15 protein-coding genes are annotated in these 24735 nt (G+C 60.2%); 6 read left to right on the plus strand and 9 right to left on the minus strand.

What is annotated here, in order from left to right; translation table 11 throughout:
• Nucleotides 1-34 precede the first annotated feature (34 nt).
• Both ABAC402_RS25560 and ABAC402_RS25565 read left to right on the plus strand, forming a co-directional pair.
• Nucleotides 35-1717: an electron transfer flavoprotein-ubiquinone oxidoreductase gene (locus ABAC402_RS25560; RefSeq protein WP_023448528.1), complete on the plus strand. Its 1683-nt coding sequence runs from the start codon at nucleotides 35-37 to the stop codon at nucleotides 1715-1717.
• 173 nt (nucleotides 1718-1890) lie between these two features.
• A complete protein-coding gene (locus tag ABAC402_RS25565) occupies nucleotides 1891-3375 on the plus strand; it encodes a DUF1796 family putative cysteine peptidase (RefSeq protein WP_023448529.1) in 1485 nt (494 codons plus the stop codon).
• Nucleotides 3376-3486: 111 nt separating this feature from the next.
• Here the strand turns inward: ABAC402_RS25565 and ABAC402_RS25570 are convergent, their stop codons facing one another.
• The 3 genes from ABAC402_RS25570 to ABAC402_RS25580 all read right to left on the minus strand — a co-directional run bounded on the left by ABAC402_RS25570 (nucleotide 3487) and on the right by ABAC402_RS25580 (nucleotide 8773).
• On the minus strand, nucleotides 3487-4278 hold the full coding sequence (locus ABAC402_RS25570; protein ID WP_155847320.1) for a thioredoxin domain-containing protein: 792 nt from the start codon (nucleotides 4276-4278) through the stop codon (nucleotides 3487-3489).
• Nucleotides 4279-4296: 18 nt separating this feature from the next.
• On the minus strand, nucleotides 4297-5700 hold the full coding sequence (locus ABAC402_RS25575) for a M48 family metalloprotease (RefSeq protein WP_023448531.1): 1404 nt from the start codon (nucleotides 5698-5700) through the stop codon (nucleotides 4297-4299).
• Between the two features lie 349 nt (nucleotides 5701-6049).
• Nucleotides 6050-8773 carry a ribonuclease E/G gene (locus ABAC402_RS25580; RefSeq protein ID WP_031235255.1) on the minus strand — a complete coding sequence of 908 codons (2724 nt, stop codon included), beginning with the start codon at nucleotides 8771-8773 and terminating at the stop codon, nucleotides 6050-6052.
• An 807-nt stretch (nucleotides 8774-9580) separates the two neighbouring features.
• Here ABAC402_RS25580 and ABAC402_RS25585 point away from each other — a divergent pair.
• Nucleotides 9581-10843 (plus strand): N-acetylmuramoyl-L-alanine amidase, encoded by a 1263-nt coding sequence (locus tag ABAC402_RS25585; RefSeq protein ID WP_235079915.1) that lies wholly within the window; start codon nucleotides 9581-9583, stop codon nucleotides 10841-10843.
• Nucleotides 10844-10898: 55 nt separating this feature from the next.
• Here the strand turns inward: ABAC402_RS25585 and ABAC402_RS25590 are convergent, their stop codons facing one another.
• The gene (locus tag ABAC402_RS25590) at nucleotides 10899-11798 is read right to left on the minus strand and encodes an ADP-ribosylglycohydrolase family protein (RefSeq protein WP_023448535.1); all 900 of its coding nucleotides are present in this window, start codon (nucleotides 11796-11798) and stop codon (nucleotides 10899-10901) included.
• A gap of 159 nt (nucleotides 11799-11957) precedes the next feature.
• Between ABAC402_RS25590 and ABAC402_RS25595 the strand changes: the two genes are divergently transcribed.
• The gene (locus tag ABAC402_RS25595; protein ID WP_369751343.1) at nucleotides 11958-14360 is read left to right on the plus strand and encodes a penicillin-binding protein 1A; all 2403 of its coding nucleotides are present in this window, start codon (nucleotides 11958-11960) and stop codon (nucleotides 14358-14360) included.
• 21 nt (nucleotides 14361-14381) lie between these two features.
• On the opposite strand, the gene ABAC402_RS39145 is transcribed toward ABAC402_RS25595, so the two are convergent.
• Nucleotides 14382-14729 (minus strand): lysozyme inhibitor LprI family protein, encoded by a 348-nt coding sequence (locus ABAC402_RS39145; protein ID WP_023448537.1) that lies wholly within the window; start codon nucleotides 14727-14729, stop codon nucleotides 14382-14384.
• Nucleotides 14730-14913: 184 nt separating this feature from the next.
• Between ABAC402_RS39145 and prfB the strand changes: the two genes are divergently transcribed.
• Nucleotides 14914-16036, plus strand: a protein-coding gene (prfB, locus tag ABAC402_RS0119875) for a peptide chain release factor 2 (protein ID WP_155847321.1) whose coding sequence is annotated in 2 segments (ribosomal slippage) — nucleotides 14914-14982 and nucleotides 14984-16036 — 1122 coding nt in all. Because the reading frame shifts where the segments join, the coding sequence is not laid out codon by codon here.
• A gap of 365 nt (nucleotides 16037-16401) precedes the next feature.
• Here prfB and ABAC402_RS0119880 read toward each other — a convergent pair.
• From ABAC402_RS0119880 to ABAC402_RS25610, 4 genes are all read right to left on the minus strand, one after another.
• A complete protein-coding gene (locus ABAC402_RS0119880) occupies nucleotides 16402-17415 on the minus strand; it encodes a YihY/virulence factor BrkB family protein (protein WP_023448539.1) in 1014 nt (337 codons plus the stop codon).
• Between the two features lie 391 nt (nucleotides 17416-17806).
• A complete protein-coding gene (locus ABAC402_RS25600) occupies nucleotides 17807-18355 on the minus strand; it encodes a polymer-forming cytoskeletal protein (protein WP_023448540.1) in 549 nt (182 codons plus the stop codon).
• Nucleotides 18339-19475 (minus strand): M23 family metallopeptidase, encoded by a 1137-nt coding sequence (locus ABAC402_RS25605; RefSeq protein ID WP_031235260.1) that lies wholly within the window; start codon nucleotides 19473-19475, stop codon nucleotides 18339-18341. Before ABAC402_RS25605 ends, ABAC402_RS25600 begins: the two co-directional genes overlap by 17 nt.
• 236 nt (nucleotides 19476-19711) lie before the next feature.
• Nucleotides 19712-20203: a peroxiredoxin gene (locus tag ABAC402_RS25610; RefSeq protein WP_023448542.1), complete on the minus strand. Its 492-nt coding sequence runs from the start codon at nucleotides 20201-20203 to the stop codon at nucleotides 19712-19714.
• Nucleotides 20204-20306: 103 nt separating this feature from the next.
• Here ABAC402_RS25610 and ABAC402_RS25615 point away from each other — a divergent pair, with 103 nt between their 5' ends.
• Complete coding sequence (locus ABAC402_RS25615) at nucleotides 20307-24473, plus strand: AsmA-like C-terminal region-containing protein (RefSeq protein WP_023448543.1); 4167 nt, start codon at nucleotides 20307-20309, stop codon at nucleotides 24471-24473.
• Nucleotides 24474-24735: the final 262 nt, after the last annotated feature.

Consider the following 24735-nt stretch of genomic DNA (forward strand, 5'->3'; position numbering starts at 1 on the left):
TAACGGGGTAACCCGTCGGGAGGTAGAACAGATTATGGTCGATATGCCGGTTGAACGCGAGGCGATGGAATATGATGTGGTCATCGTCGGAGGAGGTCCGGCTGGACTGTCTGCGGCTATCCGGCTGAAGCAGCAGGCTGCCAAAGCCGGCATCGAGGTCACCGTCGCCGTGCTGGAAAAAGGTTCGGAGATCGGCGCCCACATCCTGTCGGGCGCGGTGTTCGACACCTCTGGGCTGGCGAAACTCTTTCCCAACTGGAAGGACCTTGGTGCGCCGCTTGACACCAAGGTGTCAGACGACAAGTTCATTTATCTGGGTCCACAGGGCGCGCTCGATATCTCGTCGCTGCCCATGCCGGGCTATATGAGCAACCACGGCTGTTATGTCGGCTCGCTGGGCAATCTGACGCGTTGGCTGGCCGAACAAGCGGAAGGGGCGGGCGTCGAAATCTATCCCGGTATGGCCTGTTCTGAGGTCCTGTATGACGAGGACGGCGCTGTAAAGGGCGTGGTCGCCGGTGTCGCCGGCGTAAGCCGCGACGGCCACCATAAACCGGACCATGTGCCCGGTATGGACCTGCTGGCAAAATATACCTTCTTCGCCGAAGGCGCGCGCGGTTCACTGTCGCAGCAGGTCATCCGCAAGTTCGAACTCGATGCCCAGGCCGACGTGCAGAAGTATGGCATAGGCATCAAGGAACTGTGGAAGGTCCAGCCTTCAAAGTTCAAACCGGGTCTGGTCCAGCACACTCTGGGCTGGCCGCTGGATGAAAAGACGGGCGGCGGCTCGTTCATGTATCACTTCGGCGATCACTATGTGTCGATCGGCTTCGTGGTCCATCTCAACTACCAGAACCCCTATATCTCGCCCTATGACGAGTTCCAGCGTTTGAAGCATCATCCGGTGATCGCCGAGGTTCTGGAAGGCGGCCAGCGCGTCGCCTACGGCGCCCGCGCTATCAGCGAAGGTGGCTATCAGTCGGTGCCGAAACTGGTCTTCCCGGGGGGCGCTTTGATCGGCTGCTCGGCTGGGTTCGTTAACGTGCCACGGATCAAGGGCTCGCACAACGCTATCAAGAGCGGCATCCTGGCAGCCGATGCAGCGGTCAAGTCCCTGGCCTCGGGCACACCGGCGCGGACCCTGGACGGTTATCAGACGGCGTATGACCATTCCGATATCAGGCGCGAACTGAAGCTGGTGCGCAACGTCAAGCCGCTGCTCAGCCGCCTCGGCACGACCTTAGGCACGGTTGTCGGCGGCATGGAGATGTTTGTCACCAACCTGCTGGGCGGGTTCAGCCTGTTCAGTGGTTCGGGCACCTTGAAGCACGGCAAGTCGGACGCCCATTCGATCAAGCCTGCGGCGGAGTTCAAGCCGATCAAGTATCCCAAGCCTGACGGCGTGCTGTCGTTCGACAAGCTGTCGTCGGTGTTTATCTCCTCAACCAATCATGAGGAGGATCAGCCGGTTCACCTGGTGCTGAAGGACCCACATATCCCGATCGACATCAACCTGGCCAAGTATGCGGAACCGGCCCAGCGCTATTGCCCCGCCGGGGTGTATGAGATCGTCGGGCAAGATATCGGTAAGCCGCGGCTGCAGATCAACGCCCAGAACTGCGTCCACTGCAAAACGTGCGACATTAAGGACCCGACCGGCAATATCGTCTGGGTCACGCCCGAAGGTGGTGGCGGCCCGAACTATCCGAACATGTAACGGTTTCTTCTCTTTCCGTTCCCGTTTCCGGTGGGGGGCGAGGTCAGAGCAAGGTGAGGCCGATTGGGTGAGGGGCCTTTGCAAACTGAGTTTAACCGAAATTAAGCCGTTGGCGGTTATGTCTGGTTCCCAAGGGTGCGCTGAATGGCGCCCCACCGGGAAATCAGAAAGCCATGGCACCGACGCGTAAAACGTCCTCGCTTTTTAAAACCAAACACGATTCCAGGCGCGGTCCCGACGACCGCCGTCTCGTCAGTCTCGGCCTGCGCTGGGAAGTGGCCTTTCAGTTGCGCATGCATTCGGGCGACAACACAGCCCAACTTTTCGACTGGATGGCGGTGCCCGCCCAGGGACTGATCGAAATCCTGCGCAAGGATTTCGACGTCTTTGCTCCGGAGCAACTTTATCTGGTCGACACGGCGCAAGGCTCCCTGGTCGCTGACCGTGGTACCGGCGTGCGCTTCCACCATAGCTTCGCCCATCCGGCCCACTATCTGGCCGACTATGCCGCCTTCATCGCGCGTTTTCGCCACCTGGCGGCGCGCTTTCGTGAACAGGCCCGCACCGAAGCCGTCACCTATGTCCGCCGCGACCTGAGCGAGGCCCAGGCCGTGGATCTGGAAAAGGCTTATTTCGAGCGCTTTCCCAATACCGATGCGCAGTTCCTGTATCTCAACGACCGGATAGCGCCGTTCGCGACGCCGAATGGCCAGGGTGTGTTCTTTTCTCCCGAAACCCATTTCGGCGACCCAGCGGCCTGGGCCGACCTGCTTAGCGAAGAAAAACTGATCGGCGAGCCTTACCGCTTGTCGCCGCTGGATATCCTGGCGACCGAACCGGAAGGCCGCAGCCTGATGCGGCTGCGCGGTCTGACGATCGATCAGTTGGAAATCGCCATGGAGGTCAATCCCGACAATCCGGGCTTTCCGTATGAATTGGGGAAACAGTATCGCCTGGACGGGCAACTGGTCGAGGCTGAGGCAGCGATCGAAGTCGCCTTGCGGCGGTCACCCGATCATCCCGTGCTGCGCCGTGAAAGCCTGGCCATACGACGCGCTGCCAACCGCATGGGAGAGCGTGCCTATGCCGATGCCCTGCTCGAACTGGGCGCCCATGACGATGCCGATGCCATCCTGATGGCGGCCGATGCCTTGGGCGCCTTGCAGGACTATGACGCGGCAGCCGCGGCTTACGGCCGTTATCTCGCCATTCATCCGATGGATGCAACTGCCTGTTTCGGCAAGGCGGCCTGTTTACGCCGGTTGAACCGGTTCAGCGAAGCCGAGATGGCGGTAACCCTGTGCCTGCAACTGGCGCCGGACCTGGCGCGCGCCCATGTGCTGCGGTCGCAGATCCTGCTGGCCATGAGTCGGCACTGGGATTCGATTGCAGCTGCCCAACGGGCGTGCAAGAGCGATCGGTCGCCGCGTGGCTTGTACAATCTGGCGGCGGTCTATGAATCGCTGCAGCAGATGGAAAAGGCGGTCGAGACCTATGAAGAAATCGAGCGTCTGGGCACTTCGGTCAACGCCAAAGCGGTCGAGCGGTTGCGGCAACTTCGGGGCGAACCGGTCGTGGCAGCCAATGCCGAGCCCCTGGATCCAGCGGCCAAGCCGGCGAGTCGCACCTGGGGCAAGCGGGTCTTCGGGGCGCGGTAGACTTTTTACGATGCGGGGTACTTCGAGACTACGACGGCCCTCCGTCTCGACGCGCCGCACCCTGCGGGCTTGCTTGCTCGCCTCCTCGCCCGCGAACGAGGAAGGATGATCTTACGACTTCTTCCGCAGTTTTTCTACCGCCGCGGTCATCGCCGGGATATTGGTGCCGTTGTACGGCTCGCCATCGATGATGAAGGTCGGCGTCCCGGTTATGGCTAAATCGTCGCCCAACACCAGAGTTTCGGTGATGTAGTTCTGGATGTCCTCGGACGACATCCTCGCCTGGATCGTCTGCGGGTTCAACCCGGCCTTAGCCAGGACGGCGTGCGCCTCCGCCTCGCTGTCGACGCCGCCGCTCATAAAGGCGTAGTGCACAGCCTCGTACTTGCCGGCTTCCGCTGCTGCCAGGGCATAGGCCGCCAAGGGTCGCGAATTCTTGCTGATCACCGGATACTCTTTGATGATGATCGCCACGTCCGGGTTGGCCTCCAGGAAGGCCTTCACCAGCGGTGCACCGGAACGACAGTAGGTGCAGTTGTAATCCAGGAATTCGACGATCTTGATCGGCGCAGCCGGATTGCCGAGGATCGGGTCCATCTTGCTGCCGTACAGGGTCGTCTTCAGGCTTTCCGCCCGCGCCTTGAGCGCCTCGCGAGTCTTGGTGGCGACGGCGGCATCGGCCTGGGCCTGAAGCTTTTCGCTGGCTGCCTGCAGCATGGCCGGCCGCTCCAGCAAGCCTTGCTGAGTCTGCCACGCCTGGACTTGCGGCAGGACATAGGGCGCGCCCGCCAGGATGACAGCAAACACTGCCAGGCCAGTGGTGATGTGGCCCTGGATGTCGCGCCAGCCGCCGTAAGAGGACTGAGACGAGGATTCTGGCATCGGCAATTCAGGTTCGGACACGTAAAACACTTTCGGGGGTTAGGGACGGCGCTTGGTTTCGCCTTCGACCGGGTTGATGCCCATTTCGGATGAAGTCACCATGACCAGGTCGCGGGCGCGGCGAAATTCCGGCGAGGTCGTAGGGAAAAATTTCTGAGCGCGCACGGCTGTTGTTCGCGCACCTTCATAGTCACCGTTGTAGAACTGAGCCTCGGCTGTAGCCAGCCGCGCCATCCCGGGCTGGTTCAGCGAGTCATAGGCCTGCGCCAGTTGCGACCAGGTGAAGCTGTTGTCCTCTTCGTACTTCAACGACTCGCGCAGCACGACGACGGCCTGATCCAGGTTCTCCTTGTCGCCGATGGCGATCAGGGTTTGGCCAAGGTTCAAGTGCAGAAGGGGCGCCTGCGGCATCAGTTGGACCGATTTCAGATGTTCTGGCTTCGCCAGGACGGCACGGCCGGTCTCGAAATAGATCTGTCCCTTCAACTCATGGAGATACGCGTTGTCTGGCTGCTCAGTGATGAGCGTATCGAGATCGGTCAGGGCCTTGTCCCAGTTGCCCTGCTTGTAGGTGGCGATAACCCGGGCGTAGCGCGCCGGATAGGAGGTGTCGCTTTCGGGATAGGTGCGGAAGGTCTTGACCGGGTCTTCCATGAAGCCGGCCAGCTTGGCCTGGACGATCTTGAACGCCTCCACGACTTCGGGCGGATCGACCTCGCCATAGTGCGACTGGCGCTTGGCCAGGCTGGTGATCGATTGAATGCGTTCACGCGACAACGGGTGGGTGCGGAAAAAGGCGTAGCGCTCGGCGTTCGAGAAAGTCTCGACATTGCGGAAATTGTAGAAGAAGTCGACCAGACCCTTGCCGGACATGCCGGCCTTCTCCAGCGCTTTGATGCCGGCGACGTCGGCAGCGGACTCCTGCGTTTGCATGTACCGAAGGGCGTTCAATGTGCCAAAGGTGCCGGAGCTGCCAATAATGCCCATGGCGCCGTCGGGGGAGCCGGCCAGGGCTGCGACGATGCCGAGGCCCAGCGCGATGGCCATTGGAGCCCGCGCGGCGCGCTCGATCTCGTCGGTGCGCATCATGTGGCCGCCGGACAGGTGGCCGGTTTCGTGGGCAATGACGCCGAACAACTCGTTGGGGGTCTTGGCTTCCAGGATCAGGCCGGTGTTCAGCCCCATGCGCAGGCGGAAAGTAGCGAAGGCGTTCAGATCGTCGCTGGCCACCAGCAGATACTGGACGCGGTCGGCATCGAGGCCGGCGGCCTCGAGGATCGGCCGGGTACGGTCATGCAGAAAGCGTTCGACCTCGGTGTCGCGGATGACGCTTTGGGCGTGGGCAGCGGCCGACGCGGCCAGCATGGCAAGTCCGGCAGCAATGCCTGTCGCGGCTTTCAGCAGGCGCCGGGCCAGGGACGTGTGAGATGGTTTGTCGTGCATAGGCATAGACCCCGAGAACGCGCACTTTAGATAGGCATCAAGCGTGACAAATCTAAGGCCTGTACTTGAACCCTGAATGAATAAGAACCACGAATTCATGGGACTCTCCAACCGCCGCGAAGCAGCACCATCTTGAAGTTGGAACCACGGATAACGTCGGATGAACACGCATGAAAAAGTGCCGGCGCTTGAAACCTCGGACCGGGCTGTTCTTGACAGAAGAGTTAAGAATATTCGCGTCTATTCGCCATCATTCGCGGTCTCAAACTTGCCTTGATTCTGCTTCGCGGGAAGTTCGGGATGGAAACGGATATCCATGTTTATCTGTGTCCATCCCTGGTTCAGAACCTTACTTTCGCCACCAGCCACGCTTGGGCTTTTCAGGCGGGGCCGTGATTTCGTTCGGATCCGGTTCGGCGGCGACAGGTTCAAGAACCTTGACAGGTTCGGCTTCCAGGACCGGTTCCAACACAGGCTCAGCCAATACCGGGGGCAGGGCTTCTACCGCCGTCTCCTGGGCTTCGACCACCGGAGCGGCCTTCTTGCGTGAACGGGGCTTTTTTACCGGTGCTTCCGGTTCGACCATAGTCACGGCCGGCGCCGCTTCCGGCTCCAGGTCAGGCGCAACACCGGAATCGACGTCGGTCGAGGTCGGCATGGGCGCGGTGATCAATGGTTCCGAATGGTCGGGGGGCACGGGATCAGCGGCTTCGACGCCCGTCTTGCGGCGGCGCGTTGGGCGCGGACGCTTGGGCGCCGGCTGGTCGCGCAGTTCTTCGGGCACCAGCGAGGTCGGGGACGTCACCTCGGCGCCAAGCACCTGAATGACGGCCGCAGCAACAGAGATTACCGGCGATACGGCGATGTTTGTCGCCGCAATGTCGCGAGTGCGTTCGGTCTGTTCGAAGCGTTTCGCCTGTTCCTCGAACGGATCGATCCAGACATAAGGCGCTTCCAGTGACGGCGTGCGGGCACGGACCCAGCTGTAGGTTTCGCGCGGACGGTTATCGAAACCGGCGCGTCGGCCGCCACGGCGACCACGGCGGCGGCGGTTGCGGCCGTGACGCGGATCTGATCCGTCTCCTTCATCCTCGTCGTCGCCTTCGTCGCCCTCTGCGTCTTCACCGGCATCAGCCCCAGCGTCCACGCGACCTTCACCCGCGGCCAGGCCTGAGGCGCGGTCATCGCTTTCAAAGCGGTCACGGCCACCACGGCGGCGGCGGCGGCGCTTGTTACCTCGGGCATCGCGGCTTTCGCCGCTTTCACGATCGCCGCGTGGTTCGGCACTTTCGGCGCCGTCTTCGCCGTCCTCATCGGTGGCGACCACGTCGTCCTCGTCATCGCCAAGCGCCTCGTCTTCGGCGATTTCTTCCGGCGTCGGATCGAAGGCAATCGGTTCCGGGCGAATGGGCGCAACGAAGTCGACCTCAGTGGCCAGGACGGTGCGTACAATCTGCAGGTCGGTATGGCCCAGGTCGTTGTCAATTTCGATATTGACCTTCAGGCCCCATTCCAACCGCAACTTGGCGAGGTGGATCTGCTTTTCGTTCAGGATATAGAGGGCAACGGCGGTCGGCAGCTTAACGGTAATGGCGCCGGCCCCGTTTTGCATGGCTTCCATATCGATGCGCCGCATGGCCGAAAGGGCGGCCGAGTCGATCGAGCGGATGCGTCCCATGCCCTCGCAGTGCGGGCAGGTGACGGTCGTGCCTTCCAGGAAGCCGGTGCGGCGGCGCTGACGGCTGATTTCCATAAGGCCGAAGCCGGAAATCTTGCCCATCTGGATGCGGGCGCGGTCCTCGGCCAGGGCGTCCTTCAGCTTCTTTTCGACCGAACGGTTGTTTTTCGACTCGTCCATGTCAATGAAGTCGATGACCACCAGGCCGGCCAGGTCACGCAGCCGCATCTGACGCGCAGCTTCTTCCGCGGCTTCCATGTTGGTCTTGAGAGCGGTCGCCTCGATATTGCGTTCCTTAGTCGACTTTCCGGAGTTGACGTCGATGGCGACCAGGGCCTCGGTCTGGTTGATGACCAGATAGCCGCCGGACTTCAGCGGCACGACCGGAGAGTAGATTTTCGAGATCAGGTCCTCGACGCCGTAACGGGCAAAGAGGGGAGCATTGGCCTTGTAGAGTTGGATCTTTTTGGCCTGCGACGGCATGATCATACGCATGAAGTCCTTGGCGGACTTGTAGCCATCGTCGCCCTCGACCAGCACGCCATCGAAATCCTTGTCGAACATGTCGCGGATGGCACGTTTGACCAGGTCCTCTTCTTCATAGATCAGCGCCGGCGCATTCGATTTGAGCGTCGTCTCGCGGATGGTCTCCCACACCCGAAGCAGATAGTCGTAATCGCGCTTGATCTCCTGCTTGGTGCGCTTGGCGCCGGCAGTGCGGACGATCAGACCCATACCGTGCGGCACGTCCAGTGACTGGGCTACCGCCTTCAGGCGCTTGCGGTCGGGGGCATTGGTGATCTTGCGCGAAATGCCGCCTCCGCGCGCCGTGTTCGGCATCAGCACGCAGTACCGGCCAGCCAGCGACAGGTAGGTGGTCAGGGCCGCGCCTTTGTTGCCGCGCTCTTCCTTGACGACCTGAACCAGCAGGATCTGGCGGCGCTTGATGACCTCCTGAATCTTGTAGCGGCGGATCAGGTGCTGACGCAGGCGGCGCTCTTCATCGGGCAGATCGTCGCCATCGTCCTCATGATGATCGTCGTCGTCATCGTCGCCAAGGCCGTTGTCACGGGCGCTGTCGCGGCCGCTGTCCTTGGCGTTTTGGGCCTGGGCCGCCAGTTCCGCCATCAGCTTTTCACGATCGGCGATCGGGATCTGATAGTAGTCGGGATGGATTTCGTTGAAAGCCAGGAAGCCGTGACGGTTACCGCCATATTCCACGAAGGCCGCCTGCAACGACGGCTCTACCCGTGTGACCTTGGCAAGATAGATATTGCCGCGAAGCTGCTTCCTGGCGTGGCTTTCGAAATCAAATTCTTCAACTCGCGAGCCGTTCAGCACGACGACACGGGTCTCTTCCGTGTGGGTCGCGTCGATTAACATAGTCTTTGACATTAACAGTATCTCCGGAGCGCTCGAACGCACGTCCCGGCGGAGCCGGACGGACAAAGGCGTGGCGCTTAAGGTTCAGGTGAGGGCGCGCGGCCACCGCGGCGAAAACGCCGGCAGTGACAAAAGTTCCGTTGTGGAGGCTCAAGGCGCAGCCCATGGATTCTTTTCTACTCTATGGCGCGCGATAGGGCGCGCCGGACTACTCTGTGGTGCGATATAGACCGCGCCGGTTCATTTATGGACGTGACATCTGTTCCGGGCGAGAACTTCCGCCAGGCGTCTGGCAGGGAGATAAGACCGCGGACCGATTGTCACAAGGTTCGCAGGCGCGGAACGGCTTCCACCGGTGTCCCGTTTATCAAATGCGCTCGCCCCCTAAATCTGGGGCGGGCGAATTTCAGAAACGATGGACGCGGGCAAGTTTTATAAACCGGCGTCATTTTGCTTTCGAGGTTTGCAATCAAGGCGATATCCCCGCCAGGCAAACTTCGAAAACACGACACCCGTCACAGCCGTACTCGCAAGAGAGCGATACCAATTTGCCACATGTCGGCAAATTGCGTTTCACGTCAACTGTTTTTATTGACGGGCAACAGCAGGGCGTGTCGTTGCGATAAGGTTGGTCGCGAAAACTTCAGGTTGCGGCAACCGTTTCTTAACCGGCTGGAAACCACAAAGATTAAATGGGGGGAAACCCTGTAGTTTAATCGTATTTCCATCCGTGCCTGCCATAGTCACCCAACAAGGTCCTACGACTAAATTCAAGGTCTTACGGCTAAAACATAGAACATGTGGTGCGTGGAGTAATGAATGTCCCGACGGTATAATACCTTGGTACATCGTTTGCGTGTAGTAAGCGTTCTGAACCTTTCACGGATGCTGGCAACAGGCGTCGTGAGCGCTTTTGCGCCAGCGGCGTTGGTCATAGCAGCCCCGGTCGTTGCGGCGCCCGTAACGGCATCGGGCGACGTGGTCAAGGTCCGGCTCGGCGGTGACGCCTCTCAAACCCGTATCGTTATCGAACTCAACAAGGCCGTCGACGGCAAGGTGGTGACGCGTGAGAACGAAGCCGCCCAGCAGGTCATTGCCCTCCCGGACGTCGAGGTTAGCAAGGCCTTGTCCGGCACCGGCCTGGGCCTGATCGCCGACTGGAAGGTCGAGAATGTCGCCGGCAGCACCCGCCTGAAAATCAACTTTAAGGGGAAGGGCAAGGTCTATCGCCGCTTCCTGCTGCCCCCGGCGGATGGAATTAGTGTCTACCGCTATGTCGTCGATGTCGTGCCAGGCAATGCCGACACATCGGTTGAAAAGCCGGCACCGGTTCCGGTAATCGCCGCTCCGGTTTCGGGCAAGACGCAACTGGCCGCCAACCCAACCCGTACCAAGAAGGTCATTGTCATCGACGCCGGCCATGGGGGCAAGGATCCTGGAGCGGTCGGAGCGCAGTCCTACGAAAAGGACGTCAACCTGGCGGCAGCAAAGGCGCTGAAGACTGCTTTGGAAAAGACCGGCCGCTACACCGTCATAATGACACGGGAGACCGATAGCTTCGTCGACCTGCCGGCACGGGTACGCATTGCCCGCAACGCCAATGCCGACCTGTTCATTTCGCTGCACTCGGATGCCGGTGGTTCGGGTGACACCCGCGGCGCCTCCATCTATACCCTGTCGGATTCCGGTACCGAGCGCGCCGCCAGGAAGGCCCTGATCAAGGGTGACTGGTCGCTGCCTGACATGCCGCAGTCGGACGCGATCGTCAGTCGCATCCTGATCGACCTGACCCAGCGCGCCACCAAGAACCGTTCCGCGACGTTCGCCCAACTGGTCATGGACCATATCAGCGCCTCGACTCCGCTGCTCAAGACCAATCTGCGTCAGGCCGGGCTTTTCGTCCTGCTGGCGCCGGATGTCCCGGCCGTCTTGCTGGAGATGGGCTTCGTCAACAACAAGGAAGACGAGGCTATGCTGAACGATTCGCGCCACCGCGAGGTGATGATGGGGCAGGTGGCCCGTGCCATCGATGTCTACTTCGCCAACGAGGTGCGCTACGCTTCCTTTGCCGGGTTGCCTTAGTCAGTAGCGTAGAGTGTTGATCAGAGCCTTGAGGCCCCTGTCGCAAGACTGGGGCTTATTTTTTGTCAAACAGCGCTTCAGCGCGGCGACATATATCGGCTTCCCAGGTCAGTTTGGCGCGCCAGCCAGCGGGGATGGCATTGTACCCCCAATAGGCGCCTGCGATCTGGCCGGTTACGGCTGCGACCGTATCGGCATCATCACCCAAATTCGCGGCCAACAGCACAGCCTCCTCAAAGGTTTCGCTGTGCCAGAACGCCCAGAGTGCCGCTTCCAGAGTATCAACGACATAACCGGAAGACTTAATCTCGTCTCGTCGCTTTTCGATCCAGTCGGGTTGGGTGAAACGTGCAAAGTTCGCGTGCGAAAGACCCGAGATCTTTGAAACAATCTCAGCCTTGTCCGCACCATGCATGGCGGCGCACAACATCCGGGAGAAGACATCGCAAGCCTCTAGACAAAGAGGTGATGCATGAGTCGTGCAGCTCTGTTCGCGCGCGCGTTTTGCCGCTTCGTCCGGCTGATCGTGCCAACGGATTGCTACAGGCGAAACCCTCATCAGCGACCCGTTACCCGAACTGCGTATGGCGGGGTCGCCAGCCCAAGGATTACCCGAGTCGAGGTAGTCCTGCAGTGCCATTCGTGTGGCGATGCCGATGTCGAAACAGGTGCCGTTTGACGCATTACGGCCGTCCAAATGCCATTGGCAAAACCGCTCCATCAGGTCTCTTGCGTCGAATTCGTCCGCAAACAACAGCGAATCGGCCAGGCAAAGGGCCATGGACGTGTCGTCGGTCCATTGACCCGGCGAGAGATGAAAAGGTCCACCACCCACCATATCGGTGACCGGATCAAAACTGTCGCGCGTCCGAAACTCGACCGTGGTACCGACGGCGTCGCCAGCCGCCAGGCCGACTAGGGCGCCGATCGCCTTATCTTTCAAGGTGTTGGTCATGACGTTCGTCCCCTCTATCTCACGTTTGTGTTCTGCTTACCCCTAAATGGTGCCGAGCGGACGAAATTTCATCGAAGTCCTTTGCCTTAGTGCACCACTTTGGTAAACGTGTTGGGTTACCCGCGCTTCGAGCGGCAGGGGGTGTGGTTCGGAGGTTGCTTGCTTAAGTCGTCTGAGCGTTGGTTTGAAATGGCAAGCGTTGCCCTGATGACGGTCGTGGCCATTGCCGGATTCGCGGTGACAATCTATGCCGCATGGCTGTTTCATGACATGCCCGACGGTTCCGAACTGGCCGACTTCCGGCCGGTCAATTCGGCGCGCGTCTTCGCCTGGGAAGGCACCCTGATTGGCGAATACGGCCAGGAACGCCGTGTCAACGTGCCCTACGACCGTATCCCCGAGCGCCTGCGCAATGCCTTCCTGGCCGCCGAGGACCGTTCTTTCTTCAGCCACAGCGGGGTCGATGTCAGCGGCGTGTCGCGTGCCATGCTTAAGAATGTCCTGAATTTCATCACCGGGCGCCGTTTCGAAGGCGGATCGACCATCACGCAGCAGGTCGCCAAGAACCTGCTGCTGGGAAATGAGCGCACTTTGGGCCGCAAGCTCAAGGAAGTCATCCTGGCGCGGCGGTTGGAAAGCTCGCTCAGCAAGGAGCAGATACTCGAACTGTATATGAACGATATCTATCTCGGCTATCGTTCCTACGGCGTCGGTTCAGCGTCCTTTAACTACTTCGGCAAGCCAGCCGATCAATTGACCCTGGCTGAATCCGCCTATCTGGCGGCCCTGCCCAAGGGACCGGAAAATTACCGTCCGACTACCCACAAGGCCGCCGCGATTGCCCGGCGCAACTGGGTGATCGGTGAAATGGTTCAGGCCGGCTTCGTCACCCGCGCTGAAGGCGATGCGGCCATGAAAGAAGATCTGATCGTTCAGGCCAAGCCCCAGCGCGCCCATTATCACGACGCCGACTACTTCGTGTCGGAGGTGGAATTGCGGGCTCGAAAACTTTTCCCTACCGACCCTGCGGCTATCTACACCGAAGGCTACTACATCAAGACGACCCTGGACCCGAAGTTGCAAACCTATGCTCGCCAGGCGCTGATGAATGGTCTGGAGACCTACGACCGGCGCCACGGCTGGCGCGGTGGCTGGGGCAATGAGCGCGTTGCCTCCAACTGGCAGAAGATCGCCGCCGAAAAAGAAGCGCCCGCGGAACGCGCCAAGTGGGTGCAGGCCATTGTCACCTCTGCGGCCAAGGGCAGCGTGTCGGTAGAAACGGTCGATGGCGCCAAGGGCAGCCTTGTGGCCAGTGATGTAGGCTGGGCTTTTGCCGGCAAGGGCTTGAAGACGGGTGACCTGATTTTTGTCGAGCCTAACCCCCAGGGCAGCGGGTTCCGCCTGCGCCAGGTCCCCAATGTCAATGGCGCGCTGGTCGCTCTGGATCCCTATACTGGTCGCACCCTGGCTATGGTTGGCGGCTATTCCTTCTCGGTATCCAAGTTTAACCGGGCCACCCAGGCCAACCGCCAGCCTGGCTCCTCGATCAAACCATTCGTCTATGCGGTTGCCCTGGAGCGCGACTTCACACCGGCCTCGATCGTTGAGGATGGCCCCATCACCATGATGGGGGGCGACGGCAAGATGTGGACACCGCAAAACTACGAACACGACTTCATGGGACCGCAACCGATTCGTCGCGGTATCGAATTGTCGCGCAACCTGATGACCGTGCGCCTTGCGCAAAAGGTCGGCATCAAGCCGATCACCCAGAAGATTGTCGAATATGGTGTTTCGCCCAAGGTTCCGGCGGAAATGTCGATGGTTCTGGGCGCCGGCGAGGTGACGCCGTTCAATCTGACCGGCGCCTATTCGATCTTCGTCAATGGCGGCCGCAAGATCCGGCCGCACCTGATCGACCAGGTCCTGGATCGCGACGGCAAGGTTATATACAAGTCCGAGGACCGTGAATGCCCGGCGTGCAGCCAGCCATTTAACGGCTTGGAGAGCCCTCGGCTTCAGCCGGCAGGCCAGCAGGTGATGAACCCGATCACCGCCTATCAGGTTAACAGCTTCATGCAGGGCGTGGTTGAACGCGGGACAGCGCGGTCTGCGGCGTCTCTAGGGATTCCCATGGGCGGCAAGACCGGCACGACCAACGACTATCGCTCGGCCTGGTTTGTCGGATTTACTGCCGATATGGTCGTGGGTGTATTCGTCGGGTTCGACGACAACCGCACCCTGGGCGACAAGGAAACCGGCTCAGCGGCGGCCTTGCCGATCTGGGTCGACTTCATGCGCAACGCAAATGCGGGCAAACCAAAGAAGGATTTCCTCAAGCCGCGCGATGCTGTCTTTGTATCGATTCGCGGCCGCGAAGAGGCGTTCAAGCCGGGCACTGAGCCGAAGTATCAGGCCGGCTCGGACGATGACGGCCCCCGGCCGTATCTCGACACCTGGACCGACGGTGAATTGCAATCGGCTCCGGCGGAAGCACCTGTCATTCAGCAGCCGCCGGCGCCGAAGAAAAAGACGCTGGAAGACGCGAGCCAGCTGTATTGATCGCTGAAAAGGCGGGGCGTGTCACTTCCGGCCTGGAAACTCAACGGGTTTGCCGCCAGGGCCCCAATAGAAAGAATCTCGCAACTGCTGCTCACGTTCATCCGTACGCGTGATGAGGCAGTCGCGGGTATCCGCCCAGCCAACTTCGCAGTCGGCGTCACGAAACGCTATCCATGCGCGTTGCGCCTTGCGCAGGGCAGCCTGATCTTCCGGCGACAATTGACGAATGAGCGCCTGATAGGTGGCATTTAGGGTTTCGTTCGAGTGCGCCAGTTCGGCGTCCCGGGTATCCCAAAGCGCCCTCTGAGCCGTTGCGGTTAGTGGCGCGACGATGCAGGCGAGTATGATAAAGAGCTTGACTGGACGCATAACAGTCCTCCGGATGGCCGTCAGGCGCGGTCGACTGTAAATTGCAAGACCCGGCCGCATTTACAATCGAAATTCCCTGTGAGGCGTCAATTCCTCCGGCTCATTAAACCTCGTGCTTGCCATGTCGGCCCGGCAGGGATAAACCCGCACCTCCGGGAATTACGCCAGGACATTAGGAAGCACCATGCGTTTGGATATCGAGACCTCCGCGTCCGAAATCGAGCAGTCCATCGGACTGCTCAGGAGGCGTCTTTGACTGGGAAGTCGCACTGCGTCGTCTCGACGAACTGAATGCCCGGGTCGAAGACCCGACCCTGTGGGACAAGCCCGAGGAAGCCCAGAAGATCAACCGGGAACGCTCCAAACTGAGCGCCTCGATCGAGGCCGTCCGCACACTCGAAAAAGACCTCAAGGACGCCATCGAATTCGCAGAACTGGGCGATATGGAAGGCGACGAGAGCCTTATTGAAGAGTCACGCGCCATGCTGAAGGGGCTGAAAGCCCATGCCGGCCGCGCCGAACTGGAAGCCCTGTTGTCGGGTGAAGCCGATGGCAACGACGCCTATGTCGAAATCAATTCCGGCGCGGGCGGCACCGAGTCCTGCGACTGGGCCGGCATCCTGATGCGCATGTACACCCGCTGGGCTACGGCTCACGGCATGACCGTCGAGGTCGAGGAAGAGACGTCGGGCGAACAGGCCGGTATCAAGTCGACCACTCTGATGATCAAGGGCGAAAACGCCTATGGCTGGCTGAAGACAGAGGCCGGTGTCCACCGGCTGGTACGTATCTCCCCGTTCGATTCCAGCGCCCGCCGCCACACCTCGTTTGCGTCGGTCTGGGTCTATCCGGTGGTCGACGATACCATCGTTATCGATATCAACCCGGCCGATGTCCGCACCGACACCTATCGCGCTTCGGGCGCTGGTGGTCAGCACATCAACAAGACCGACTCGGCCGTCCGGCTGACGCATATCCCGACCGGTATTGCGGTTGCCTGTCAGGCCGGCCGCTCCCAGCACGCCAACCGCGACGAAGCATGGAAGATGTTGCGGGCGCGGCTGTATGAGCAGGAACTGCAAAAGCGCGAGGCCGCCCAGCAGGCGCTGGAAGACCAGAAGACCGACATCGGCTGGGGACACCAGATCCGGTCGTATGTCCTGCAGCCCTACCAGATGGTCAAGGATCTGCGCACCAATGTCGAAACTTCCGACAGCCAGGGCGTGCTGGACGGTGATCTCGACGCCTTCATGGGCGCTTCTCTGGCCCAGCGCGTTGGCGTGACCCGCGGCAACGCCGACGCCTGATATTGGGCTGTTTCTCCCTTTTCATGGATCGATCATAGCGACGGGCCCGGCCCATGGCTCGCGGACCCGTATTCGGACCACGAATGAACACGGATTTCCAGTTTGACCGGACGCGACCGCGCAGCGACAGATGGCAGATTTTTTGAAACCGCGAATGAACGCCAATAGACCCGAAAAGGGATCGCCAAAGGCGTACATGCATACTGTCAGTTGTCGTCACCGTCGGAGTTGGCTAAGAGCATTCGCGCTTATTGGCGTTCATTCGCGGTTTCAAACCTGTGTAGATCCCGCTGCACGGAAGTTTGAGGGGGACAGGAAATCCGCGTCTATCCGTGTTTATCCTCGGTTCAAGACTTTTCCAGTCTTTACAGGTCTGGTTTAGCCGGCTGCGGCTCGGCCTTTGCGATATTGACGACCTCGGCATTGTCAGCGGCGTTGGCGTTGTCGGTCGCCGTGATGTGGGCGGGGGCCTTGCGGCGGCCTTTCTTAAGGATGATCTGCGCTCCCATGTAGCGCGAGTAAACCTGGGTGAACTCGGCGCCCAGGAAGAAAATCTGCGTTGAATAATAGATCCACACCAGTACGACGATCAGAGATCCGGCGGCGCCGTAGGTGCTGGTGAAGGCGCTGTGGGCCAGGTAGGTACCGATCAGAAGCTTGCCAAAGGAAAAGAGCAGGGCGGTTATGGCGGCGCCGATCCAGGTGTCGCGCCATTCGATGTGGACGTCCGGAAGGACCTTGAACACCATGGCGAAGACCAGGGTTATGATGACGAACGACACCAGGGTGTGCAGGAAATGGACGGCAAAACTGAGCGGGATCAGATTCCCGAAAGCTGACGTCACCGCCGGCAGTACCGCCGAAATGACAAGGCCGATCAACAGGATGACACCGCCGCCGGCGATCATTACGAAACTGAGTAGCCGCTTTTGGATAAACCAGGTCCAGTGGGCGCTTTCGCGCTCCTCGATGTTCCAGATGGCGTTGAGCGCATCCTGAAGCTGGGCAAAAAAACTGGTTGCCGAGGCCACGAGGGTTACGATTCCAATGATGGAGGCAATGATATTGGCCTTGGGGTTGCTGGTATTGGCCAGGATGGATTGAACAGCGACCGCGCCAGCATCGCCGATCTGTTTGCGAATCTCTTCGAAAAGATAGCCTTCGACAGCTTCGCGCCCGAATGCCATGCCGGCGAAGGCGACCACGATCAGCAGCAACGGCCCCATGGACAGCATGGCATAGAAGGCCAGCGCTGCGCCCAGGCGCGGCACCTTGTCGTCGTTCCATTCGCGCCCGGTTTCCTTCAGGATGAACCAGAAGGCTTGAAGCGTCAGGGGCGGGCGCGTCTTGGCTTTACGGGCGCGGGGCTTGGGGGGCATGGGAGGATTCGCAGGCGATGAAGCGCAACGGGTAGCATGGTCCGGGCATACTTCTGAACATGAATCGCCCGACGGTAACGATGCCATCGGCCGGTCGCGTTGGTGGCAGACCCTGGCCCTGGCCCGGCGCAAGGACCGCATGGCGGTGGCTGGAGTGACGACCCGGAACTGGGGCACCGATGATCCCGATCATCCTGGCGGTTCGTGCGATATCAATTTTCTGATTGGCAAGGGCACGGTCGACGGCAAAACTGGCAAGGTTGCGGCCGGCGGCGTTCCCCTGGCCGACTGGACTGATGACAAGGTGCCGGCGCGCTGCTTCTCAGACGAAAAAAGCCGGGAACCTCAAAAGGTTTCCCGGCTTCCTTCACAGATTGTGTCAGGTGAGGTTTTACTTCAGGTCACCCAGGGCGCTGATGTCGTAGGTGCCCAGCGACGGCGAACCGTAGTCGCTGGTCGAAGCGGCAGGCGAACTGACCAACGGGGTCGTGCCGGCCGCAGGCGCCTCGACGCGGCGCGATTGCAGGCAACGGCCCTGGAAGTAGGCGCCCACGTCTATGGCAAGAGCCTCATGGGTAATGTCCCCTTCGACATAGGCCGTGGCTTGCAGCTTGATCTGCTTGCCGGTGATCGAACCGACGATGCGACCGCGGACTTCGATGGTGTCGGCCTCGACCTTGCCTTCGATGCTGCCGGACTCCCCGACGATAAGGTGGCCGCACTTTACGTCGCCGCGGACGGTTCCGTCGAGGTGCAGGTCGCCGGAGCCGGTGATGTTACCGTCGATGACCAGACCGGAGCCAAGTCCGGACAGTTTGGCGGCGGCGCGAGGCTGGGTTGCCTGGCTGCGGTTGAAGTTGACCTGAGGCGTCTCGGGGGTCGGCGCCGGGGCCTGCGGCTTGGCAGCCGGCGGGGCCGGCTTGTTAGTTTTGCTGAACATAATCTCCTGCCTTCAAAAAGCGTGCGGGGTTTTGCGGGCGACCGTTCAGCCACACTTCATAATGAAGGTGGACGCCGGTCGAACGTCCTGTCGAGCCCATCGAACCAACGCGTTGGTCGACGGCCACCTTTTGACCCGTCTTGACGGTAAAGGCAGCCAAGTGAGCGTAGCGGGTCTTGAATCCGTTGCCGTGGTCAATCTCGACGCACTTGCCGTAGCCGTTACGTACGCCAACAAAAGAGATAACTCCCGGGGCGGTGGAATAGATCGGCGTCAGGTAGGCGCCGGAAAAGTCCTGACCACTGTGGAAGCGTGGCGCATGGTTGAACGGGTCGAAGCGAACGCCGAAACCGGAGGTTTCCCGAGTGCCCAGGGTCGGCCGGCCAAACGGCAGGCGTTCAGCATTGGTTTGCAGGCCACGCATATCCGAGAGATCGTTTGCCGCTCTGGAAACGCGTCGGGCGAAGTCTTCGTCAACATTGAGCACGGCGGCCAGGGTTTTTGCGTCTTTACCGGCCAATGGGCCGCCCTGTGCACCTGCGAACAAGGTCGGGTTCAAGCCGGCGAGACGATAGGCGAGACGCAGGCGCTCGGCGCGCGTCTTGGCGAAGGTTTCAGCCTGGCTGACCATCCGTTCCTGCTCGGCACGGATCGCGTAAATGCGCTCCACAGGCGGCAGAGAATCGTCGACGGGCGCGGGACTTAGCGCCACGGCGGCACCGGGCACACCCTTGAAGTCCTTGAGCAGGCTGACCAGTCCGGCGTGACGGTTTTCGACGGTCGTCGCCAGGTCTTCCAGCGAGCCCGAGTTGGCGGTTGCCTGGTTGGTCGCCATGTCAAGACGGGCCTGGCGGTCGGCGATCCAGCGTTCCGACTGGCGCTTCATCATCAACATCTGGCTTTCGGCGCCACTGCCGTTGGCAGCAGCGAAGAACAGGCTGATGCCGGTTGAGATAGCCAGCCAGGTCACCAGGGCCGACGCGACAAAGATCATGAAAAACTGTTTGCCAGGACTTAGGACATAGCCCCTGGTCTCTCCGCCGGTGCGGATAAAGAGATGGCGTTCCGGCAGGATGGATTCCATCCAGTCGCCTAAGCCTTCAGAGCCGTTTTCACTCATAACTGCCGCCACCTAAACCGTTTATTAATTATGCCTTGGTGATTCGCAGGGCGCAAGGTTTAACTCGCTTGGCAGTCAAGCCATGCGTCAGGAAAATCATTAAGCTCATCAAAAACAGGAGGTTGATCATAGCGGTTCTTGCTTTCCGTCCCAATTTGAATGTCGTCTTGTTCGACCTTCAAAATCGATGCCGCCGCCCAGTCCCGTTACTCACATAAGGAAAGCATAAGGGTAATTCAAGGCTGCAAAGACGTGATGACGGTCAACACTTCGGTGACATGGTTCTTGACCCGAACCTTGCGCCATGCATAGCGCACGCAACCTTCGGGATCGACAATGAAGGTAGAACGATCCGTACCAAGATATTTTCGACCATAAAGTGATTTCTCCCCCCAGGCGCCCAATGCATTGATAACCGACGTGGTTTCATCTGAAAGCAACGGCATTTTGAGGCCGTACTTTCGGATAAATTTCTCGTGTGAGGCGAGACCATCTTTGGACAGTCCGAACAATTTCACCCCACGAATCTCGAATTCGGGCAAGGCTGCGGAAAATTCGCAGGCCTCGCGGGTGCAGATTTCCGTGTCATCGGTCGGGTAGAGAAACAACACGACCCAATGCCCACGGAGGTCCTGCATGCGGACGAGTGTGCCATCCGAGGACGGCAGTTCGAAATCAGGAGCCGGGTAGGGCGCAAAAGAAGTTGCCAATTGTGACGATTTCGCCATGACATTGCCTCGCTTAACTGTCTAAAGACGAAAATCCCTTATAGAGAGTCATTGCAACTTAACTGCACTGCTTTGGCGGCGCGCGTCCAGACGAAACACCACATTGCTGCCCCAGCCGGTAAAGAAGATATTCGATATCCTGCACAAACGCCCGCGGCTGTTCGTTTTCGGCTGGCTGCTGGTGATGTTGACGGTCTTTGCCTGGCGTTTGGCGCAGGGGCCAATCCGCGTTGACGGCATCCGTCCGGTCATTGTGTCGCGTATCGAAACAGCTTTGCCGGGAACCCATGCGGCGATCAAGCACCTGGACCTGGTCTGGTTCGGCGACGCCCGTGCCGTCGGCTTCCGTTTCGAAGACGTCGACATTCGCGATACCTCGAACCGCACCATCTTCCGCGCCGCCCGCATGGAAACCGCACTGGCCGCTGACAGCCTGATCCTGGCCCATTTGGCGCCGGCCCGTCTGACCGCGAGCGACGTCGTCCTGGTCGCCTCCGTCTCGAAGGATGGACGCTATGAGCTGGGTTTCGACGCCCGCGGCAAGCCGGGTCAGGGACCGGCCGGACTGGACCGCTTTTTTTACGATCTGACGGGACAGGAAAAACTGGGCCGCCCGATCAGCTTCGCGCGCCAGATTAGTGTCCGCAACGGTCATTTGCGGTTGATCCAGGAAGGCTCCGGGCTGGACTGGACGGCGAAGATCACGGCCATCGATTTTTCCAAACTCAGGGGCAGACTGCAAGCGCGTGCCGACCTGAGCATTGGTGGCGCCGACAGCCGCGCCAGCTTCCAGGCCCAGGCCAACGGCCTTGTTGGGCTTAAACAGGCCAGTATTTCTGCTAATCTCAAACACCTGGTTCCGGCGCGTGTCTTCCCGTCGGTCGGTATAACGCGCCACCTGTCGTCTATCGATGCACCGGTCAACGGCCTGGCACGCATCGATTACGGCGTTGCCAAGGGGTTCGAAGGCGCCTGGGTAGATCTCGACGCGGGCGCCGGCCACGTCAAGTTCGGCGGTAACCGTCAGGTCTTCGACAGCGCCCGCATCCGTGCCAGCTATGCCTCGTCCGATCGCACAGCCCTGTTCCAGACATTCCAGTTGCGTTCGCACCTGCTCGACACTGACTTGTCTGGCAAGGTGATCATTGAGCCGGCTGATCTCAAAAACAAACGTGACCTGCGCATCACCTTCGATTTTTCCGGGCCGCGCCTGACCGGCCGTCTTGCTGATGACTTCTCGCGCCAGACCTTGACCGATGCCCATTTCAAGGGCGCCTATATTCCGCGCCAGCGGCGGCTGGAAATCGAAACCGGTAAGGGCTCGCTCAACGGCGCGCCGTTCGAAAGCCAGGGAGTGGTGTATACGGATGATAAGGGCCGTCTTGGCGCCGACCTGACGGCCCGGATCGATGGCCACTTTACCAAGGACGAGGTCTTCGCCTTCTGGCCGGAAGACCTGTCTCCCGGTACCCGCAGCGAACTGATCAAGCGGATTCAGGGCGGTGACTACGCCAATGCCGACTTTGTGCTGAAGGCGCCGCCGGGCCATTTCGAACGGGACCAGCTTCAGGACGAGGACTTGCGTCTCGATTTCGACTTCGACGATCTCGGCCTGATGATCGAGGAACGCATGGCACACGCCACAGGCCTGCGCGGCCACGGCACCCTGCGGGGCAACAGCTTTATGATGAATGTCGACGGCGGTCGGCTGGTCGATGTTGTATTGACCAAGGGCGCGCTGCGGGTGCCCGATTTCCACGACCAGGCGACGCAGACCACCATCTGGCTGGAGGCGCAAGGCAGCGCTGTTGACATCATCGAAGCGGTCGACCCCCTGGCCGACGGAAGCCTGGCCGGTGCCGGTCTGACGCGTGAACGGATGCGCGGCCAGGCGACGGTCCGTATCGATATCGCCTTCCCGACGTTCGGTGTCACCGATGACAATTTCGACCTGCGTTTCGACGGCAAGATCGCCGACGCCGCCCTGACCCAGGCTGCCCTGGGCTGGGATCTGAGCGACGGCGACCTGACCGTAAGCGGTGACCTGATGGCCGATCGCATCGTGGTTTCAGGGCAGGCAAAAGTCGGACCCTATGCCGGTGACATTGCCTATAGCACCCATTTCGACGATCCGGGCGCGGCGGTCGATTTCACGGGCAGCTTCAACGCCGCTCAATTTGGTGGTTCGCCCCGCGTTCCCGTCGCCATAACCGGTCATTTCGCCATGTCAGGCGGCAAGGGCGAGGGGACGGTCGACGCTGACATCTTCCGCGGAAACGTGACCTGGGAGGGCGATGAACTGGAAACCGAGCACGGGCGCCCGTCGCATGTCGTTATCGAAGGCGTAACCCTGGGCACCGGGATGGAGGCTCAGGGTTTGCCGGTGTTCGAACTCCTGAAGCGCGAACTGCCGACGCGCATTTCTCTTCTGCGCTCAGGGGATATCTGGGCTGGCGAGGTCGACGCCGAGGCCTTGTCCGGCGACATCGCCTATATCGAAGGCGAGCGCCCGCGTCTGGTCTACAAGTCCATCATTACTCCGGATGAGGCCCGCGAGCTTGGCTATGGCGGGCTGCCGGTATTCAACGAATCGCGTCACCTGACTGTCAATGTGGCCCTGGATGACCAGTCCAAGGAAGCCTTGGTCAAGCTCGACGATATCAATGCCGTCCTGGGCTGGTCCGAAGTCGAAGGCAAGGATCAGCTATTGCGCCGTCTAAGAATGACGGTCCGGCCGGAAGACTGGGAAACGCTCGGCCTGCCTGTGGCCTTCTTTACCCCGATCCGGCCAATTGATGTCACTGCTCTGTGGCAACAGACCGGCGGGCACCTGCGCGGCGAGGTGAGACTCCTTGGGGAAGTAGTTGATTTCGAGATGTTTTCTCAAGACGCTCGGGCGATCGACGATCCTTATGGTCTGCGCGTCCAGGGGCACGTGACCGACGAGGTGCTGCGTGTACTGGGCTACAGCCACGATCCCCTCGAGGTTGCCGGAGATGCCACCTTCGTCTTCAGCCTCTACGAAACCCAAGGCCATCCGGCAGCTGTGGTCAATGTTGATGCGATGGGCGCTGCGCTGAGCGTCAAGGCAACCGACTGGGATAAGCCGGTGGGCGAGGCGGCACGGTTTTCGATCTCCATGGACGACAAGGGCGTAGGCCAGGCCGGCGTCAATCTGTCGCGGATCGTTGGCGCCGGTGACCAGATACGCATAGACGGCCGGGCGTCGTTCGATTCTGAAGGGAAGCTGGAATTCGCTGATTTTTCTGATCTTTATCTCAGGGATTTCATAGATGTTCGCTACAAGTATTTCGCAAGTGACGCCTCTGACGTGATCTCGATCACCGGACGGCAACTGGACTTGAGGCCTTGGTTGAAGGGGGCCGACAAGGACGGTAAGCCGATGGCCGGGTCGGTCCCGGCGCGGGGCGTGACGCGAACCGTCGACGTTCGGCCGGTTCACATTGTCGTCGACCTGGATCAGGTAAAAATGTCGTCCGAAGGCGCTTTCAGCGGCCTTGCCGCAGATTTGACCTGGGACGGCCGCAGCGGCATGACCGGCGAAGGCCGGGCGGTTACGGCGGACGGAAAACCGGTCACCCTGGCGATGGAATCTCAGGGCGCCTATAGCCTCTTTAGTATTGTGACCGAGGACCTGGGCAGCGTTATTCGCACCGCGTCAGGTGGGCGGAATGTCTGGGGCGGCGAGGCGGTAATCGAGGGCGCCTACATGGCTGGCCAGATTGACGCAACGCTGAGAGGTGAGGACATACGCGTCAAGCAGATCCCGGTCATGGCGCAACTGTTGACAGTGGCATCCCTGCAGGGGGTGGCGGATACACTGACCGGCGAGGGCATAGCCTTCTCGGATTTCGAGTTCCCGATACGTTACCGCGATCATACCTTGTTCATTGATGACGGTTGGGCCGAGGGCGAGGCCATGGGGTTCAGCTTGCGCGGCACAACCAATTTCGAGGCCAAGACCATGGATTTTCGTGGCACTTTGATACCGGCCTACCGTGTCAACGCCATTTTCGGCGACCTGGGTTCGAATGGTCTGGGCTTGCTGGGCCTGAAATATGGTTTGGCCGGAACCTATAAGGCGCCAACGCCGATGGTCGATCCTTTGTCGGTCATTATGCCTGGGTTTATCAAGGTGTGGGAACGCGACCAGATCAAGACAGATCCAATTACGGCTTTGGATCTACCATCGCTCAAGGGCCGCCTTGCCCAAATACGCGAAGAAAACGAAGCACGGTCAAAGAATTAGAGCTGACAGTTCAGGTACAATGTTTACGATTTTCCCAGGCAGCCAGCCTGGACCGTCTTTGCCGGGTCTGGTTAAACATTAGAGCTGGACGAGGTTAGCTGGAGCCAAAATGCGGCTCTAATACCAATCCACGATGACCTTGACTCATCGTGGATTGGCAAGGGCGACTGCCCGCCCGAGCTTGTGCGAGGAGCCATGCGGCGCTTGAGCTAAAAAAAAGCGAATACCAACCGCACCTTATCCGGCAGGATGTGTCAGTCTT

The sequence above is a fragment of the Asticcacaulis sp. AC402 genome, assembly GCF_000495835.1.
Classification (GTDB): Bacteria; Pseudomonadota; Alphaproteobacteria; order Caulobacterales; family Caulobacteraceae; genus Asticcacaulis.

Excerpts from the sequence above, each read along its gene's own strand:
- ABAC402_RS25575 (WP_023448531.1), bottom strand. The coding sequence starts at position 5,700 with ATGCACGACAAACCATCTCACACGTCCCTGGCCCGGCGCCTGCTGAAA.
- ABAC402_RS0119880 (WP_023448539.1), bottom strand. The coding sequence starts at position 17,415 with ATGCCCCCCAAGCCCCGCGCCCGTAAAGCCAAGACGCGCCCGCCCCTG.
- ABAC402_RS39145 (WP_023448537.1), bottom strand. The coding sequence starts at position 14,729 with ATGCGTCCAGTCAAGCTCTTTATCATACTCGCCTGCATCGTCGCGCCA.
- ABAC402_RS25585 (WP_235079915.1), top strand. The coding sequence starts at position 9,581 with ATGTCCCGACGGTATAATACCTTGGTACATCGTTTGCGTGTAGTAAGC.
- ABAC402_RS25605 (WP_031235260.1), bottom strand. The coding sequence starts at position 19,475 with ATGAGTGAAAACGGCTCTGAAGGCTTAGGCGACTGGATGGAATCCATC.
- ABAC402_RS25560 (WP_023448528.1), top strand. The coding sequence starts at position 35 with ATGGTCGATATGCCGGTTGAACGCGAGGCGATGGAATATGATGTGGTC.
- ABAC402_RS25590 (WP_023448535.1), bottom strand. The coding sequence starts at position 11,798 with ATGACCAACACCTTGAAAGATAAGGCGATCGGCGCCCTAGTCGGCCTG.
- ABAC402_RS25580 (WP_031235255.1), bottom strand. The coding sequence starts at position 8,773 with ATGTCAAAGACTATGTTAATCGACGCGACCCACACGGAAGAGACCCGT.
- ABAC402_RS25610 (WP_023448542.1), bottom strand. The coding sequence starts at position 20,203 with ATGGCGAAATCGTCACAATTGGCAACTTCTTTTGCGCCCTACCCGGCT.
- ABAC402_RS25600 (WP_023448540.1), bottom strand. The coding sequence starts at position 18,355 with ATGTTCAGCAAAACTAACAAGCCGGCCCCGCCGGCTGCCAAGCCGCAG.
- ABAC402_RS25565 (WP_023448529.1), top strand. The coding sequence starts at position 1,891 with ATGGCACCGACGCGTAAAACGTCCTCGCTTTTTAAAACCAAACACGAT.